Here is a 15267-nt window from a genome sequence, read left to right on the forward strand (position 1 = left end):
TTTCCTGGCCGGTCCAAGTCCTTAGGTCAAAGCGGGCGTTCTTGCGCCAGGTGCCCTGGTCGCTGCCGTCTTGGACGTCGTGGGTCCGCGCCCCGTCGTAGGATCCAACGTCGCCGACGCCGATGTCGTAGCGGACATAGCCGCCGATGCGCAGGCAGGTCTCGGTGCCGGGGATGTAGAAGTAGCCCGAGCCGTACACGTCGCAGATCTTGACGTATTCAGCCGGTTCCGGCTCGGCGACGGTCACCGCGTCGGCGGCGCGGGCGCCGGAAACTGCGATCAGAGCCGCAGCTGAGCCGAGAAGAAGGCTCTTGATGTTCATAATTGATCTCCATTCAATGATTTGAAAAGGGCGAGGACGTCGATGGACGAACCGCTCCCTGTCCCCACGATCGAAAAAGATGCGCATCGCGATGCATCCTTCCCGGCTCGAACGCTATTCGCTGGGCGAATTAGTGCAAGTTCAAATTCCCTCTGCTATCCATATATAGAAGTATCCGTTGCATTATTGCCACTAAATCTATTGTATTACTTGCACAAATTGAACAACTATACATTTGCACAAATCGCACAATTGGTACATCTGCTTGTGCGCACTTACATAATGCGCGGACAGCCATCGGCATCCGGCCAATTGTCAGATAGATTCAATCAGAGAAACAGCCTGGGCGGCGGATGTAACAACTTCTGTGTTCATACCTTCTCTGAGCAATTCGATAGGGACGCGACCCTTGAGAAGAGGCGAGGGGCTGATCAGCCACAGCCAAGCCAGTCTGGGATCGGAGATCGAGGAAAGGACCTGCCTGATTCCGGGCATAGGCCTGCCGTCGATGAACTGAGCTAGGGGAAATACATGCTTACGGGAGCCTCTCCGAAAGGCAACCACATCATTGTGTTGCTGCCACCAATACAAAGTGGACCGCGGTATTCCAAAACGTCTCTCGAGATGCGTCGACCCCGCAACTGGACCGGCCCATTCTGCAATGCGCGCGCCTTCTCTCGGGCAATCTTTCAGAACCGGATGCCCGAGCGGATGATCGGCTGCCCGTGGTCGCGAAGCGATCTCACCCGCCTGGGCGTTTAGCCGTCGCGCTGCTTCGGCCTCGAGCCTACCAAGAAATTCGGCGGCCACGACGGTCAATTCGTTGGAAGGAGAACCAGAAGGCGCAACAGCAGCCTTGTCACCCTGCTTCGCCTCATCGCATTGGGCAAGAATGCGCTGCACCTCCCTCATGACAAAGCTTGAAAGCTCGGTCTGGCGCTTTTCATCCCCAAGATCACTCGACGCGGACATATCTGGCTTTCCCAATAGCATTCCCTCAGCAAGCCTCCGAAAGAGCGTTGAAGACATGAAGTTGGGGGGACGGCGATGTGTTGCGTTTTCGTATGCGCGCAACCTAGCAGCCGTCTTGCGGCTTCAACTTTTGCCTCTCAATAGAAAAGGGAAGAACATCAATTGACGACCGTCTTGCCCCCACGATCGAAACAGACGCACATCGCAGTGCACGCGGGACGCTATCCGCGATGCTCATTTGTGCAAGTTTAAAGTTTAGCTTGCCAGCTTTATATAATTAGACGTTTCTTTTATGCAACACTTTTCCATTGTTACTTGCACAAATCGAACGTATCGCACATTTCGACGAACTGTACATTCGACAGCGACTTGGATGCTCGAATTTACTGGCGACATACATGCTTCACCGTTGCCGCATCGCATTGGCCAGGTGCACGGCACCTCCTTCATGACAAAGCTTGAAAGCCCGTCCTCGGGACGTTCATTTGCAAGATCACTCGAACCACTCATACGGGCTTCCCGGCAGGCAGAGCAGCTTTTATCCGGTGCCTCAGCGGACTATCTGCAGCCGAAGGACCACGCGCCGCGTCCTCTTCACCACCGACGTGCAGCCCCCCCTGATCACGCCAGTGGTATCGAGATCGAAGGAAGGTGTGGTATTTCGCTCATTGTAGGCACTCGAAGATATCTCCACAGGCCGCATGGGCGTTTGTCCTGCTAGCTGCAAGTATGCGCGACGTGGTGTTCAGTTCGCCAATATAATATTTTGGACGATACCATCGCGTTTGCAGATGGCCTTGTCCAATGGGGAACTGCGGCTGCTTCGACGCTCGCAAGGACGTCCGGAATGAAGCACTCCGCCGCGTCGCGAGTACGACGGACCCGATCGTCTCGCTTTTAAGTGGTGGGACTTGATCTGCTTGATCAGATCTGGTGCGCCTCTTCTGGAACGGCCGCGGCCAGGATATCCTCGGTCCCCGACGACATATGCGCCCGCTTCTGGATAGCGCGTACCCCTTCGCTGAAGTCGCAGAATAGTCTAGCTGCGAGGTACCGAGGATCCAGTTGACCGCTGGAGCAGACCAGGAGACTGATCTTCTTGGAAGGCAAACCGCATCGGCGCCTTTACGCAATTGCTATCCTGGCGGCACTGGGCGACGCCTGCACTCCGGTGAGGTCTGTATAGACGTATCAGCAAAGACGAGCACCTGATGCCCCGAGCCGACCCAGTGCGTTGTTCTAGTAACGGCCAGTTGCAGGCCCATATGGGCGTTCGTGGGTTCCGGCAGCGGTCCAACTCTCGATTTGACAGCCGGAGCTGGTGAGGGATCCCCCGAGGACAGGCGCTTGCCCCGATGAGCGGCTCTGCGGAGGTCCCGCAAATCGTGCACACCAGCGTCGTCGGCGGGCTCGGGGCGACAGAGAAGAACGCTGTCACCGTGACGCCGTCGCGGGGAGAAAAGGGCACTCCTATCGGCCGCATCCTCACCGGGCAGGCTTTCGCCGGGATCGCTGTGGCATTGCAAAATTGTTATACTCTGTTGGCCCCACTGCCGATGCGGCCTCCCACTCGAAACCTCTGAAGGCATCAGGGCGAGAAGGAATGCGACGCTTCTTAAGCGTGTAAACCGGATCGTGCGGATGCGGTGCTCCAATAGGCTGTCGCGGGCCGAACCGTTCTGCTTCAATGACCGCTGGTGGGATCTGCTCCTCGAGCCAATCGTAGACCACTGTCCGTTCGGCAATCCGCCACTCCCCCTCCCTCTTGTGAAACAGATCGCAGTATCGGCCGCAGAGGAGCGCCTGGCGTACTTCTCCGTCGTTGTCCGGTCCGCGTTGCAGCGCGGTGAAATAGCTCTCGACCGCGGCCTCTGCCCGCCGATGAATTCGATCAGGACGTTTGTGATCTTATGGATGTTGCGGGGTCCGCTCTTGAAGACGCCGAGCGCAAACCGGATGAAGCCCTCTGCCGAGCCGCAATTTGCCCGGTGATTGTCATGCGCATCGGGCCAATACGCGCTGCGGAGCGCCGCTTCATCCGCGCGGTCTATTCCGCGGCAGTACCGATAGAGGCAGTCGCGGATCGCCTCGCGGTCGAGTAGTTCGGTAATTTTCGTCTGGTCCATCGGCTCTGTCGCAAATTCTGTGATTGGAAGAGGTGTGTCGCGAACCCCCGCCCTGCCGTTTGCGCCTCATGGGGAACACCTCGGCGCCGGGAATGCCCCCGCGGAGTTGGACGTGGACCGTGCTGGGACAGAGGTCGCGTGCCGTCCTTTCCAGTGCGGCCACATGGTCGACCCCATTCAAGCCCGCCAGACTCTTGGTTGAATGACGTCTGATTCAAAGCGTCAGCGGGTGAGTTCCAGCGCACGTTCAGGACAGGATCGCGCGCCTCGCGATGCACGCAGTTCCTCCCCTTCCGCAACTTCAACGTCACCAGGCAGGATGTAACCCTCGTCATCAAGCTTGAAGATGTCCGGCGCTTGCGCCGCGCATCGCGCGTGACCCTGGCATTTGGCCTTTTGGACGATGATGCGCATGGCGCTGCCTCCATTGTCTGTGCCCCGGCTCGGGGCGGGCCTAGGACCAGTCCAGGATCAAATTTTCGATCCCGAACACATGGCCGCCAGAGGTTATCGGTGCCGTACCCTGCTTGATCCTGAAAGCCGGGATGCGCGCCAGCCACTCCTCCAGGCCAATGACAATCTCCCGCCGGGCAAGGTGTGAGCCAAGGCAACGGTGGGGACCATAGCCAAACGCTGCGTGGCGGTTGTCCTCCCGCTCCAAATCGATCGTGTTGGGGCATTCGAATTCCGCCGGGTCACGATTGGCAATCATCGTGGCGCAGGAAACATAGTCCCCCTTCCGGATCGGCGCGCCTTCGAAGTCGATATCTTTCGTAGCCACGCGGATCAACTGAATGGGCGGATAGGCCCGCAGCAATTCTTCGGTTGCGAGCGGGATGCGGTCCGGTTCGCTCCGCAGCAATTGCTGATCTTTGAGGTTGCGCGCGAGGTACGCCAAGTCAAAGCCTATAGCTGCTGCGACCGTGTCGAGCCCAGCGACGAAGACAAGCACGCCGATGCCGCGGACTTGGGTGTCCGTCAGCCGGCGGCCCTCGACCTGTGCCTGCACGATAAAGGTCATGAAATCGTCAACCGCCTCCTGGCGGCGCATGGCTGCAAGTTCGTCGATGAATGCCACGATCGCCCGGGCAGCCACAGGTCGTTCCTTATCGTCGCCGTGGAGCAGATCTTTCCCCCAGCCGACGAATGTATCGAGTCGGTCATCGGGCAACCCCAGAAAGCGAAGAAAGGTGCTCACCGCGAAAGGAAAGGCAAAATCCTTCATCGCGTCGCAGCTTGTGCCCGATGCGACAATTCTATCGATCAGCATGATCGCTTGCTCGCGGACAGCCGGCTCCAACACCCTCACCCGCTTTGGCGAAAGCAGCGGACTGAGCAGTGAGCGAAAGACGCCATGGGCCGGTGGATCGAGCTCAAGGGGGATCGTCGGCCAGTTTTCACCCAGTATGGAGGAGAAGATGCTGCGATGGCTGGAAAAAGTCTCTGCGTCCTGCAGCACCTTCCGCTGGTCCGCGGCACGGGTGATGACCCAGGTACCCCGGCCATCTTGCGTGTTGTAGCGGGAGTAAAAGATCGGAGGCCCGTCATGTACGCAAGCGACAGCTGCGTGTGGATCCCCGTTGGGTGTTGGTGGCATCCCTGGCGATGTAAACAGGCTGAAGTCCCTCACCATTTCGGGCGGGACATGATCTGGAACGGGGTTGGTCGCCATTTTGTTTTCTCTACATTGGCGTTCATGGCTCGATTGAGATTGCACCGCTGTTCATAAAGTCGATTTCCAGCATCGGCACGTCTCTTGTCGGGCGCCTTCTAGATTCTGTCGCCTGATACAGCCCACCTGCACCAGCGCGGATGAGATCGGTTGCGAAGTCGATCAGAAGGGGCATCTCCGCCGCGCTGCGGTCATGAAGCAAAGCCGCCGCTTATCCCCGTTAGGGTTGAGAGGCTGGTTAATCACCTCTGAGCACCGTGACGCACTGCTGATGCCCTGCTGATCAAATTGTCGAAGCAAGTCGCGTGCCGGATAGGCGTACCCATGGCGCTGCACCAATCAATGCCAGCCTGCACTGGGCCCGCCGCTGATGATCACCTGTCCATAATTCTTAGGACAACGTCCGACAACCGACATCCGTGGTCGGTTTTGTCGTGTCCGCGACATCGGGCTGTTCGGCTTGGCTGCTGCTGCACAGCCTTCCGGTCGACGAGCGAGGAGATCGCTCGCACGGCCCGGATTGAGCAACGACGCGATCCAGCGCAAGGATCGGGTGCGGTCCGACAAGACCCGTCGGCGCTTGCGCGCGATGATCGGAAATATCAACAAGGTCGAGCCGCGCTTCGGTTCGGCCCTGATGGCGTATGCGTTTTATCGCTCGCAGGCGCTGCAAGGATTTTCGGTCAGACGGCGATGCACTCGTGCGCAGCAGTCCGGCCGGCGACGAGCTTGACTGTATCGATGCGGTCAATTCCGGCGTGCACACCTAACCGTCCGTATGCGCTACGACTCGCAGCCGCTGTCGCAACGTGGTGCCGAGTCCTATGGCGGCCGGTTCAATCCGAGGGCCTGTCGGCACTCTACACCTCCCTGTAGGTCGGACCGGGAACACGTGGCAGACTCTCGGCCAGAAACCGCCAGTCGCTGCGCTCGCGTTCTCCTTCCTTGCGCGCGCCGAAGAACTGGATGATCATCTTGCCGTCGGCGCCATAGGCTTCAATGGACGTGACGTGACCGTCCCTCGTCGGCTTGCGCACGGCCCAGACCTCGCGGATGTGATGGGTCCTAAGATGCAGATGGAAGGTCTCGTCGAGCACATTGATCCGCGGCCCTATCTGCTTGACCGACTTGATCGGGCCGGAATGGATCTGGATGCAACCACGATTGCCGACAAAGCACATGATCGGCATCTCGTCTTCGGCCGCCTGTTGGAACAGGGCGCCAACGGCATCATTGTCGAGCTGCCAGGCGTAATCCTCGCCGGCCATACGCATCGCCTGGCAGCGGCTGAGCTTCAGTGTCTTCAACATATCGTAGAACTGATGCACGTCGCTCAGGCGGCTCCAGTGCTCGCGTAGGTCGTCGACCGTGGCGGCTTGGTCCGGACTCACTGCGTTATCGCCCGCCCCGCTCGCCTTGAACGATATGATCGGCTGCTGGTCGGAGGATGCGAGCTTTGCCGCCAGATTCTGATAGGCGTGCAGGTTCGAGGCGGGCCTGAGATGTACTTTGTGCATCGCCTCGCCGGTGGCATCAAAGAATTGCAGGCTGCGGCGGATCTCGGCTCCCTCGCGCTTCTCGACGGCGAAGCCATACGCCCACGCTTTCGGGAAGATGCGCAGGTCGATCTCGTCGCCGAGCACCATGGCATGCGGGTTGCCGGTGACCACTTTGTCGTAGACGCCGATCTTTTGGTGCACGGCACTTTGGTTGCGGGTGACCGCCATCACCTCGCCGACCGCTTCGAGGCCGGTCAGCAGATCATCGACGCGCGGCTCGATGCGCACCGCGCCGTGACCACAATGCGCCGCGACCAATTCGGCTTCCGAAATGCCCAATCGAGCGGCGAGATCATGCTCCCGGATTTTCGGATTGTCTTCGCACGCCCGCCGGATTTCGTCCGGCGACGGTTTCTCGCGCTGGTCCATGTCTTACCCCTGCTTCCACCTACGTGTGAGGATCAGCTGCCCTGCCGGTGAATCTTCAGCCGATCGGGCGCGCCGTAATGCTCGACCCTGATCTGCTGCTGGCCCGTGAACAAAGTGTCGCTGGACAGCGTGCGCACGTCGTCGCACCCGCGCGAAAACCGGGGGTGCTATCGGAGCGGCGAGACCCGAGTGACACGAGCAGGCACATGCCGATGGAATCTCATCGAGCCGGTCGGTGGCCACCGGGCGGTGGTGAGCGATTGTGGGTGTTGTCGCAATCGGCCAATCGGTCATTCGGATGCCACGGGCGGCGCTGCTTCGCCAAACAAAGCGTGTCTGACTCAGTCCTGACATGTTGCTCCCTTGCTTCGCCCCATCGATCGCGAGGGCACCCACGACACGATTGTGGATCGGCAGTCTCTTGCCGCCTCGCCAGAGCTTCAAAAACCGTGCCAATTGCGCCGAAGCAAGCTCAGAAGAAGTCTTCTGTAATGGTCATTGGTTTAATGTGAGTTCAGCCAACAACTCAGGCCCAACATCCCGCGTGGCGGACCCGACAAACCCGACAGTACGTGTCGGTTGGCCGACACCTTCGCAGCAATGGACTCACAAGAACCACCTGAGTGTCAGAGATCCCGCGCTGTGTTGAAACATTTTTTCGCTTTGGCACGGTGCATGCAACGTGATGCGCAAGCAGGTCCCGGACTGAGGAGAATGGAGCCATGATTACGCTCACCGACAACGCTGTTGCCGCCATCAAGACTGCTCTTTCCCGCGCCAGCGAGCCGGCGGAAGGCTTTCGCATCATGGTCCAGGCCGGCGGCTGCGCCGGCTTCAAATACTTAATGGGCCTGGAGAGCGTGTCGCGCGAGGGCGACGCGATCACCGAGACAGATGGGATCAAGCTGTTCGTGGACGCGGGCTCCCAACCGCATGTCGCCGGCATGACCGTCGACTTCCTCACCGGGCTCGAATCTTCCGGCTTTGTCTTCGATAACCCCAACGCGCGCGAGAAGTGCGGCTGCGGCAAGTCCTTCAGTTGATCGCCCGAAGCGCCTGTGCGGGTCCATGAAGCGATTGCCGCCGACGGACTCATTTGCGGCAGAGGAGGCTTATATGGCCGGCACAACAGATGTCCCTGTCCTCAAGAACAAGGCAAGGTCGAAGCCGATCTTGGGACCGGCAATCGCTTCAGGTAGGATGCAAAGAACGTCGCCTCCCGAAACAGTTCGGTTCCTGGTGGCACCCAAGCTGCTGGCGGCCAAATCGCGCCGCTGCGCCAAATTCGGCTTATCGATAACGTTGTCGTGTTCGGGCGTCCTTACCTGCGGGCTGACGGCGGCGACTGCGGACTTGTCCATGTGGACGCCGATCCGGTCTACGTCAAACTCTCGGGCGTCTGCGCCGGCTGCCAGTTCGGGCCCATCATCATCAACGGCATACGCCAGAGGCTCAATGAGGCGGTCGCGCGCTCGCGTCATTCCGGTCAACTGAGGATCGCACATGAAACCTGTCTACCTCGACAACAACGCAACCACACGGGTCGATCCTGAGGTCGTGCAAGCGATGTTGCCGTTCTTTAGGGATCAATTCGGCAACCCTTCGTCGGCGCACGCTCTTGGCGCCTCAGTCAGTGCGGCGGTGAGAAAGGCGCGGAGGCAGTTGCAAGCTCTGATCGGCGCGGAGTTCGACGATGAGATCACCTTCACCTCGGGTGGGACAGAAAGCGACAATGCAGCGCTTCTTTCGGCGCTCGAGGCGACGCCCAACCGAACCGAGATCGTGACGTCCGCGGTCGAGCATCCCGCCGTGCTGACGCTCTGCGCGCATCTTGAGAAGACCCGCCGCGTCAAGGTGCACAGGATCCCGGTGGATTGCCGTGGCCGGCTCGACCTCGACGCCTATATGGCCGCCCTCACCCCACAGGTGGCAATCGTCTCGATAATGTGGGCGAACAATGAGACTGGTGTGATCTTCCCCGTGGCCAGGCTTGCCGAGTTGGCCAAGGAAGTGGGCGCCCTTTTCCATACCGATGCTGTGCAGGCGGTCGGCAAGCTTCCGATGGACCTGAAGTCGACCGCAATCGACATGCTGTCGCTCTCCGGCCACAAGCTGCACGGGCCGAAAGGGATCGGCGCGCTTTTCGTAAAACGTGGCGTCAATTTCCACTCGCTGATCAAGGGGGGCCACCAAGAACACAACCGGCGTGCTGGCACCGAGAATACGCCCGGCATAGTCGGGCTCGGCATGGCTGCCGAACTCGCCTTGAAATTCATGGACGACGAGACCACACGGGTAAAGTCGCTCCGCGACCGTTTAGAGGACGGGATTCTCCAGCGCATCCCAAGCACCTGTGTCACTGGTGATCCCCTGGAACGGTTGCCCAACACCGCAAACATCTCCTTCGAACATGTCGAAAGTGATGGAATTCCACTTCTCCTCAGCCGCGTGGGCATCGCGTGTTCCTCCGGCTCCGCCTGCACCTCCGGCTCGCTGGAACCGAGCCATGTCCTGAGCGCGATGAAAACGCCACACGCGGCAGTCCGCTTCTCCTTGGCGCGGGACAACGGCGAAGCGGACGTCGACCGGGTGCTCGAGGTCATGCCGGCAATCGTGGAGAAGCTGCGTGGCTTTCCCAGTCCTGGGCCCGGTAGGCGAGGCGCCGAAGACGTTCAATCCGGTCTATGCCTGAGCGGCAGCAGAACAGGCTGCCGTTCATGACCCGTCATGTCTTTCTCAACGATACGACCTTGCGCGATGGCGAGCAGGCACCCGGCGTCGCCTTTACGACGACGGAAAAGCTGGAGATCGCCGAGTCTCTTGCGGCGGCCGGCGTCACAGAGATCGAGATCGGCGCGCCGGTCATGGGCGCCGACGAGATCGAAACAATTCGCGCCGTGGTCGCGCGGCGTCTCCCGGTTCGGCTCATGGCCTGGTGCCGGATGACGTCGCTGGATCTCGATGCAGCGATCGAGAGCGGCGTCCACGCCGTGAATCTATCGCTGCCTGCGTCGGACATCCAACTTGCCGCCAAGCTCGGCCTCGATAAGGCGGGAGCGCTCCAGGTCATCGAGCATATGGTGAGGCGCGCAGCCGCCGCCGGCTTCTTCGTCGCGGTGGGCTGCGAGGATGCCTCGCGGGCCAATCGAGATCATCTCGCCCGCGTCATCGAGACGGCTGCACGCGCCGGCGCAAGCCGCGTCAGGCTAGCCGACACAGTCGGCGTTCTCGACCCGTTTTCGACCTTCGAACTTGTCGCCCAGCTCGTGGCGCAGTCTCCAATCGACCTTGAATTTCATGCGCACAACGATCTCGGACTTGCTGCCGCCAACACGCTGGCCGCGATCCGCGCAGGCGCGCGCCATGCCTCCGTCACCGTCCTGGGGCTCGGCGAGCGTGCGGGCAATGCCGCGCTGGAAGAGGTGGCCGCCGCGATGGCGGTCTTCGACGGCGCGGATACCGGCATCGAGCTGACCGCATTGCCCGACCTCGCCGCCCAGGTGGCTTGGGCCGCCCGCCGGCAGACCGCGGCCATTAAGCCGGTCGTCGGCGCCGATGTTTTCACCCACGAATCCGGCATTCACGTGGCAGGGCTGCTGAAGGACTCGCGTACTTATCAGGGGCTCGATCCGGCTCTCGTGGGCCGCTGCCGGCGTATCGTCATCGGCAAGCATTCCGGCGCCACTGCGATTGCCCATGTGCTGAGCGAAAGCGGCCGCGATCTCGACCCGGATCTGGCAGCCGCGATGGTGGCCCGCGTCCGGCGCGAGGCGGCCGAGACCAAATCGACCGTCACTGCAACTCAACTGGTCGAGCTCTACGATGGAATGTGCAGCGAGGCATCCCTCGCGGAGCTGTGCGGGTCCAGGTCAGCCGTGCGCGAGCGCACCGACACCACAGTTTTCCGACCAGGGAGAATGCAATGAATTGTTCCGCTGACAGCCGCCCCATCGATGTCACCGACATCCTCGCACGACTGAAGCGCCTGTCGGCTGCGGAGGAGTTCTTCGCAGTCCTTGGCGTCTCCTATGATCCGAAGGTGCTGAATGTCTCGCGGCTCCATATCATGAAGCGCGTGGGCCAATACCTTGCCGAAGAAGATTTCTCCGGTCTGCCCGACCAGGTGATTGCCGCGCGGGTGCGCGCGACGCTCGAACGCGCTTACGAAGACTTCGCGATTTCCTCGCCGCTCACGCATCGGGTCTTCAAGGTGCTCAAAGACCACGATCCGAACAAACCTGCCACGCCGGGCCGCACCTTTGTCCCGTTCGACTCCGTACTGAAGCGGTTCGGACAGGAATGACCGCGACACGGGTTGCGACGCGACAATGTCGAGAAGCCGACAAATCCGGTCATCACCACGGCGCCCTCAGAAGCAACCAAGCGAAGTTCTAGCAATAGGGGGCAGCGCAAAACAGTTGGCACGAATGATGCGCACCAAAGAGATAACCGCCAAGCCCGCATCCGGACAGGAGCCTAGAGAAACCGCCAATGCACATCGTAATCTGCATCAAGCAGGTGCCGGACTCGGCACAGATAAGGGTCCATCCGGTGACGAACACGATCATGCGCCAGGGTGTTCCGACTATCATCAACCCTTACGACCTGTTCGCCCTCGAAGAAGCCCTCAGACTGCGCGACGCCTATGGTGGCGAAGTCACCGTGCTCACTATGGGTCCGCCCATGGCAGAGGACGCGCTGCGCAAGGCGCTCGGTTACGGCGCCGACCGAGCGGTGCTCTTGACCGACCGCTATTTTGCCGGCTCCGACACGCTGGCTACCTCGTTCGCCCTTTCCCAGGCAATCGCGAAGGTTGGCGAGACGTTCGGCACGCCAGACCTCGTCTTCACCGGCAAGCAGACGATCGATGGCGACACCGCCCAGGTCGGGCCCGGCATCGCCAAGCGCCTCGGACTCCTGCAACTGACCTATGTCGCGAAGATCGCCTCTATTGACCTTGCTGCACGCGAGATCAAGGTCGAGCGCCGCTCCGAAGGCGGCACACAGATGCTGAAGAGCAGGCTCCCTTGCCTGATCACCATGCTGGAAGGCACAAACGAGATCCGCCGGGGCTCGATCCAGGACGCCCTGTGCGCCGCGCGCAGCCAGGTCTTGAAATGGAGTGCGGCCGATGCCGGCATTGAGGATCTCACCAAATGCGGCCTGCGCGGTTCACCGACGGTGGTCAAGCGCGTTTTCGCGCCTCCTGCGCGGGCCGAAAAGGCGGCAAAAATCGACACCGCCGAGATGGCCTTGCGCGATGTCGCTGACGAACTCATCACGGCAATTTTCACCCGCCAGCCGGCATTGGAACATGAGCTCGCCTTCAACGGCGGCGCGTGAGAGGGCAAGGAGCAGACGATGTCGACCGCGAACCGAGAAACCCCTCGCCCTGCCGCCGGCCGTGCCGGCATAAAGAAGGAGCTGCCCGCGCATTTCAAGGACTACCGGCACGTTTGGGTTTTCATCGAGCTCGAACGCGGCCAGGTCCATCCCGTATCATTCGAACTGCTCGGCGAAGGCCGCAAGTTAGCAGACAAGCTTCAGGTCCAGCTTGCGGGCGTCGCGCTTGGAGCGCCGGGAGAGGCCATCGGGAACGCCGTTGCCGAAGCGTTCGCTTATGGCGCCGACCTTGTCTACATCGTCGAGGAGCCGCTGCTCGCCGACTATAGGAACGAGCCTTTCACCAAGGCGATGACGGATCTGGTCGATACCCACAAACCCGAGATCCTTCTTCTCGGTGCCACCACACTCGGCAGGGATCTTGCCGGCTCCGTGGCGACGACCTTGCAGACAGGGCTCACGGCCGACTGCACCGAACTTGATGTGGATACCGACGGTTCGCTCGCCGCCACCCGTCCGACTTTCGGCGGTTCCTTGTTGTGCACGATCTATACGCTCAATTTCCGGCCGCAGATGGCGACAGTGCGACCGAGGGTCATGCCCATGCCGCAGCGGGCGGATAATCCGGTCGGGCGTGTCATCCGGCACAAGCTGTCGGTAGCCGAGGACGAGATCGTTACCAAAGTGCTGGGCTTCCTGCCGGATAGTCAGTCGGCAAAGGCAAATCTTGCCTATGCCGACGTCGTGGTTGCGGGAGGCCTCGGTCTAGGCGCGGCGGAGAACCTGCAGCTTGTGAAGAATCTCGCGCGAGCAATCGGCGCCGAGCACGGCTGTTCGCGCCCGTTGGTCCAGAAGAGCTGGATGCCAGCTGATCGGCAGATCGGCCAAACTGGCAAGACCATCCGGCCGAAGCTTTACATAGCGGCCGGGATTTCCGGCGCCATCCAGCACCGGGTTGGCGTCGAGGGGGCGGATCTCATCGTGGCCATCAACACCGACCCGAACGCGCCGATTTTCGATTTCGCTCACCTCGGGATCGTCACCGACGCGATCCGCTTCCTGCCCGCACTGACGGAAGCCTTCACCCGGCGGCTGTCGCCCCACAGTCGCGATAAGCTTGCGAGCTAAGGGATGGACATGATTGAGGAACAATTCGACGCCATTGTTATTGGGGCTGGCATGTCCGGAAACGCAGCTGCTTACACCATGGCCAGCCACGGCCTGAGGGTGCTGCAGTTGGAGCGGGGTGAATATCCGGGCTCCAAGAATGTCCAGGGTGCCATCATGTACGCGAACATGCTGGAGAAGATCATCCCGGATTTCCGGGACGATGCGCCTCTCGAGCGGCATTTGGTTGAACAGCGGCTTTGGGTGATGGACGACACATCCCATACCGGGATTCACTATCGGTCGGACGACTTCAATGAGGCGAAGCCCAACCGCTACACGATCATTCGTGCCCAGTTCGATAAATGGTTTTCGCGTAAGGTGCGCGAGGCCGGCGCGACGGTTCTGTGCGAGACGACCGTGACGGAACTCATCCGTGACGCCAAGGACAGGGTGATCGGCGTCCGCACAGACCGGGCCGGCGGAGCCATCTACGCGGACGTGGTCGTCCTCGCAGAAGGTGTTTCCGGGCTGCTTGGCACGCGGGCCGGCCTGCGCGAGATGCCGAAGCCGCAAACCGTGGCGCTCGCGGTCAAGGAAATGCATTTCCTGCCCGAAGAGGTCATTGAGGAGCGGTTCGGCCTCAAGGGCGATGAAGGCTGCGTGATCGAGGCGGTGGGCACGACCTCCCGCAGCATGGCCGGGCTCGGCTTCCTCTACACCAACAAGGAGTCGATCTCACTGGGCATTGGCTGCCTCGTCTCCGATTTCGCCGCGATGGTCGAGAGCCCTTACGTCCTCCTCGACGCCTTAAAAAAACATCCTTCGATCCGGCCGCTGATCGCCGGCTCGGAAGTGAAAGAATATTCCGCGCATCTCATTCCCGAAGGCGGCTACAAGGCTATTCCGCAGCTCTTTGGCGACGGTTGGGTCGTGGTCGGCGATGCCGCGCAATTGAACAACGCCATTCACCGCGAGGGTTCGAACCTCGCCATGACCTCTGGCCGCATCGCGGCTGAGGCAATCGTCGAGGTCAAGAGCCGCAACGGTCCTATGACCAAACGGAATCTCGCCCTTTACAAAGCCATGCTGGACAAGTCCTTCGTGGTCAAGGACCTAAGGAAATACAAAGACATGCCGGCCTTGCTCCACACCAATTCCTGCAATTACTTCACGACTTATCCGCGGTTGATGTCGCAAGCCGCGCAGAACTTCATGCGTGTCGACGGCACGCCCAAGATCGAGAAGGAAAAGGCGACCACGGCGGCCTTCATCAAGGCGCGCTCGCGCTGGGGGCTGGTCAGCGACGCGGTCCGCCTTGCATTGGCGTGGCGCTGAGGGGAGACGAAATGACGATCGCAGTGACGAAGTCACGTGTCGAGGACAAGCTTTACCAGAACCGCTACTTGGTGGATTCCGGCCGTCCGCATATCAAAGTGCTACCGCACGAGAGGCCAAGCGCGAACTTGCTTGCGCTGACCCACGTCTGCCCGGCGAAATGTTATGAGTTGAACGACAAAGGTCAAGTGGAGATCACCGCCGACGGCTGCATGGAGTGCGGCACCTGCCGGATTTTGTGCGAGACCAGTGGCGAGATCGAGTGGAACTATCCACGCGGCGGCTTCGGAGTGCTCTTCAAATTCGGATGACCGACGCACGCACCGTATCAACAGGGTCAATCTTGGTACACCTGAGGAACAGGGTCAATCTTGGTACACCTGAGGTCGGGACCAAGGCCAAGTCTATCTTTGCTAGAATGGCCTCGCAACGAAGAGAAGCTCGTGAATACTGTGCTTT

General features: G+C 60.5%; 16 protein-coding genes and 1 pseudogene. 10 read left to right on the forward strand and 7 right to left on the reverse strand.

The features are described from left to right. From NKI29_RS28795 to NKI29_RS28815, 5 genes and pseudogenes are all read right to left on the reverse strand, one after another. The coding region (locus NKI29_RS28795; protein WP_352798046.1) for a porin at window positions 1-322 on the reverse strand (322 nt) is incomplete at its 3' end. A gap of 315 nt (window positions 323-637) precedes the next feature. After that, entirely contained in the window at window positions 638-1294 is a 657-nt protein-coding gene (locus tag NKI29_RS28800; RefSeq protein ID WP_352596149.1) for an antitoxin Xre/MbcA/ParS-like domain-containing protein, read from the reverse strand. A gap of 1485 nt (window positions 1295-2779) precedes the next feature. Beyond that, window positions 2780-3420: pseudogene (locus NKI29_RS28805) on the reverse strand (nuclear transport factor 2 family protein). A gap of 222 nt (window positions 3421-3642) precedes the next feature. Beyond that, on the reverse strand, window positions 3643-3834 hold the full coding sequence (locus NKI29_RS28810; RefSeq protein ID WP_352798048.1) for a ferredoxin: 192 nt from the start codon (window positions 3832-3834) through the stop codon (window positions 3643-3645). A gap of 40 nt (window positions 3835-3874) precedes the next feature. Next, window positions 3875-5092: a cytochrome P450 gene (locus NKI29_RS28815; protein ID WP_352798050.1), complete on the reverse strand. Its 1218-nt coding sequence runs from the start codon at window positions 5090-5092 to the stop codon at window positions 3875-3877. A gap of 520 nt (window positions 5093-5612) precedes the next feature. Between NKI29_RS28815 and NKI29_RS28820 the strand changes: the two genes are divergently transcribed. After that, window positions 5613-5825: a hypothetical protein gene (locus NKI29_RS28820; protein WP_352798051.1), complete on the forward strand. Its 213-nt coding sequence runs from the start codon at window positions 5613-5615 to the stop codon at window positions 5823-5825. Window positions 5826-5952: 127 nt separating this feature from the next. On the opposite strand, the gene NKI29_RS28825 is transcribed toward NKI29_RS28820, so the two are convergent. Beyond that, window positions 5953-7020, reverse strand: a complete 1068-nt coding sequence (locus NKI29_RS28825; RefSeq protein WP_352798053.1) for a hemin-degrading factor — start codon at window positions 7018-7020, stop codon at window positions 5953-5955. 722 nt (window positions 7021-7742) lie between these two features. Between NKI29_RS28825 and NKI29_RS28830 the strand changes: the two genes are divergently transcribed. Then, window positions 7743-8063: a HesB/IscA family protein gene (locus NKI29_RS28830; RefSeq protein WP_023678237.1), complete on the forward strand. Its 321-nt coding sequence runs from the start codon at window positions 7743-7745 to the stop codon at window positions 8061-8063. A 69-nt stretch (window positions 8064-8132) separates the two neighbouring features. Here the strand turns inward: NKI29_RS28830 and NKI29_RS28835 are convergent, their stop codons facing one another. Continuing rightward, complete coding sequence (locus NKI29_RS28835) at window positions 8133-8381, reverse strand: hypothetical protein (protein ID WP_352798055.1); 249 nt, start codon at window positions 8379-8381, stop codon at window positions 8133-8135. On the opposite strand from NKI29_RS28835, the gene NKI29_RS28840 reads away from it, so the two are divergent. The 8 genes from NKI29_RS28840 (at window position 8382) to NKI29_RS28875 (ending at window position 15119) form a co-directional block, all read left to right on the forward strand. Beyond that, window positions 8382-8573, forward strand: coding sequence for a hypothetical protein (locus NKI29_RS28840; RefSeq protein ID WP_352798056.1), 192 nt, complete (start codon window positions 8382-8384; stop codon window positions 8571-8573). Continuing rightward, entirely contained in the window at window positions 8524-9741 is a 1218-nt protein-coding gene (gene nifS / locus NKI29_RS28845) for a cysteine desulfurase NifS (protein ID WP_352798058.1), read from the forward strand. Before NKI29_RS28840 ends, nifS begins: the two co-directional genes overlap by 50 nt. After that, window positions 9738-10946 (forward strand): homocitrate synthase, encoded by a 1209-nt coding sequence (gene nifV / locus NKI29_RS28850; RefSeq protein WP_352798060.1) that lies wholly within the window; start codon window positions 9738-9740, stop codon window positions 10944-10946. Before nifS ends, nifV begins: the two co-directional genes overlap by 4 nt. Then, window positions 10943-11323, forward strand: a complete 381-nt coding sequence (gene nifW / locus NKI29_RS28855) for a nitrogenase stabilizing/protective protein NifW (protein WP_352491471.1) — start codon at window positions 10943-10945, stop codon at window positions 11321-11323. The genes nifV and nifW overlap by 4 nt, the downstream gene beginning before the upstream one ends. 188 nt (window positions 11324-11511) lie before the next feature. Continuing rightward, the gene (locus tag NKI29_RS28860) at window positions 11512-12363 is read left to right on the forward strand and encodes an electron transfer flavoprotein subunit beta/FixA family protein (RefSeq protein WP_352466656.1); all 852 of its coding nucleotides are present in this window, start codon (window positions 11512-11514) and stop codon (window positions 12361-12363) included. Between the two features lie 18 nt (window positions 12364-12381). Then, window positions 12382-13491, forward strand: a complete 1110-nt coding sequence (locus NKI29_RS28865; protein WP_352798062.1) for an electron transfer flavoprotein subunit alpha/FixB family protein — start codon at window positions 12382-12384, stop codon at window positions 13489-13491. 9 nt (window positions 13492-13500) lie between these two features. Continuing rightward, on the forward strand, window positions 13501-14808 hold the full coding sequence (locus NKI29_RS28870; protein WP_352798131.1) for an FAD-binding protein: 1308 nt from the start codon (window positions 13501-13503) through the stop codon (window positions 14806-14808). An 11-nt stretch (window positions 14809-14819) separates the two neighbouring features. After that, window positions 14820-15119: a ferredoxin family protein gene (locus NKI29_RS28875; RefSeq protein WP_352480510.1), complete on the forward strand. Its 300-nt coding sequence runs from the start codon at window positions 14820-14822 to the stop codon at window positions 15117-15119. Window positions 15120-15267 lie beyond the last annotated feature (148 nt).

The organism is Mesorhizobium sp. M0678, from assembly GCF_040320505.1.
GTDB lineage: Bacteria > Pseudomonadota > Alphaproteobacteria > Rhizobiales > Rhizobiaceae > Mesorhizobium.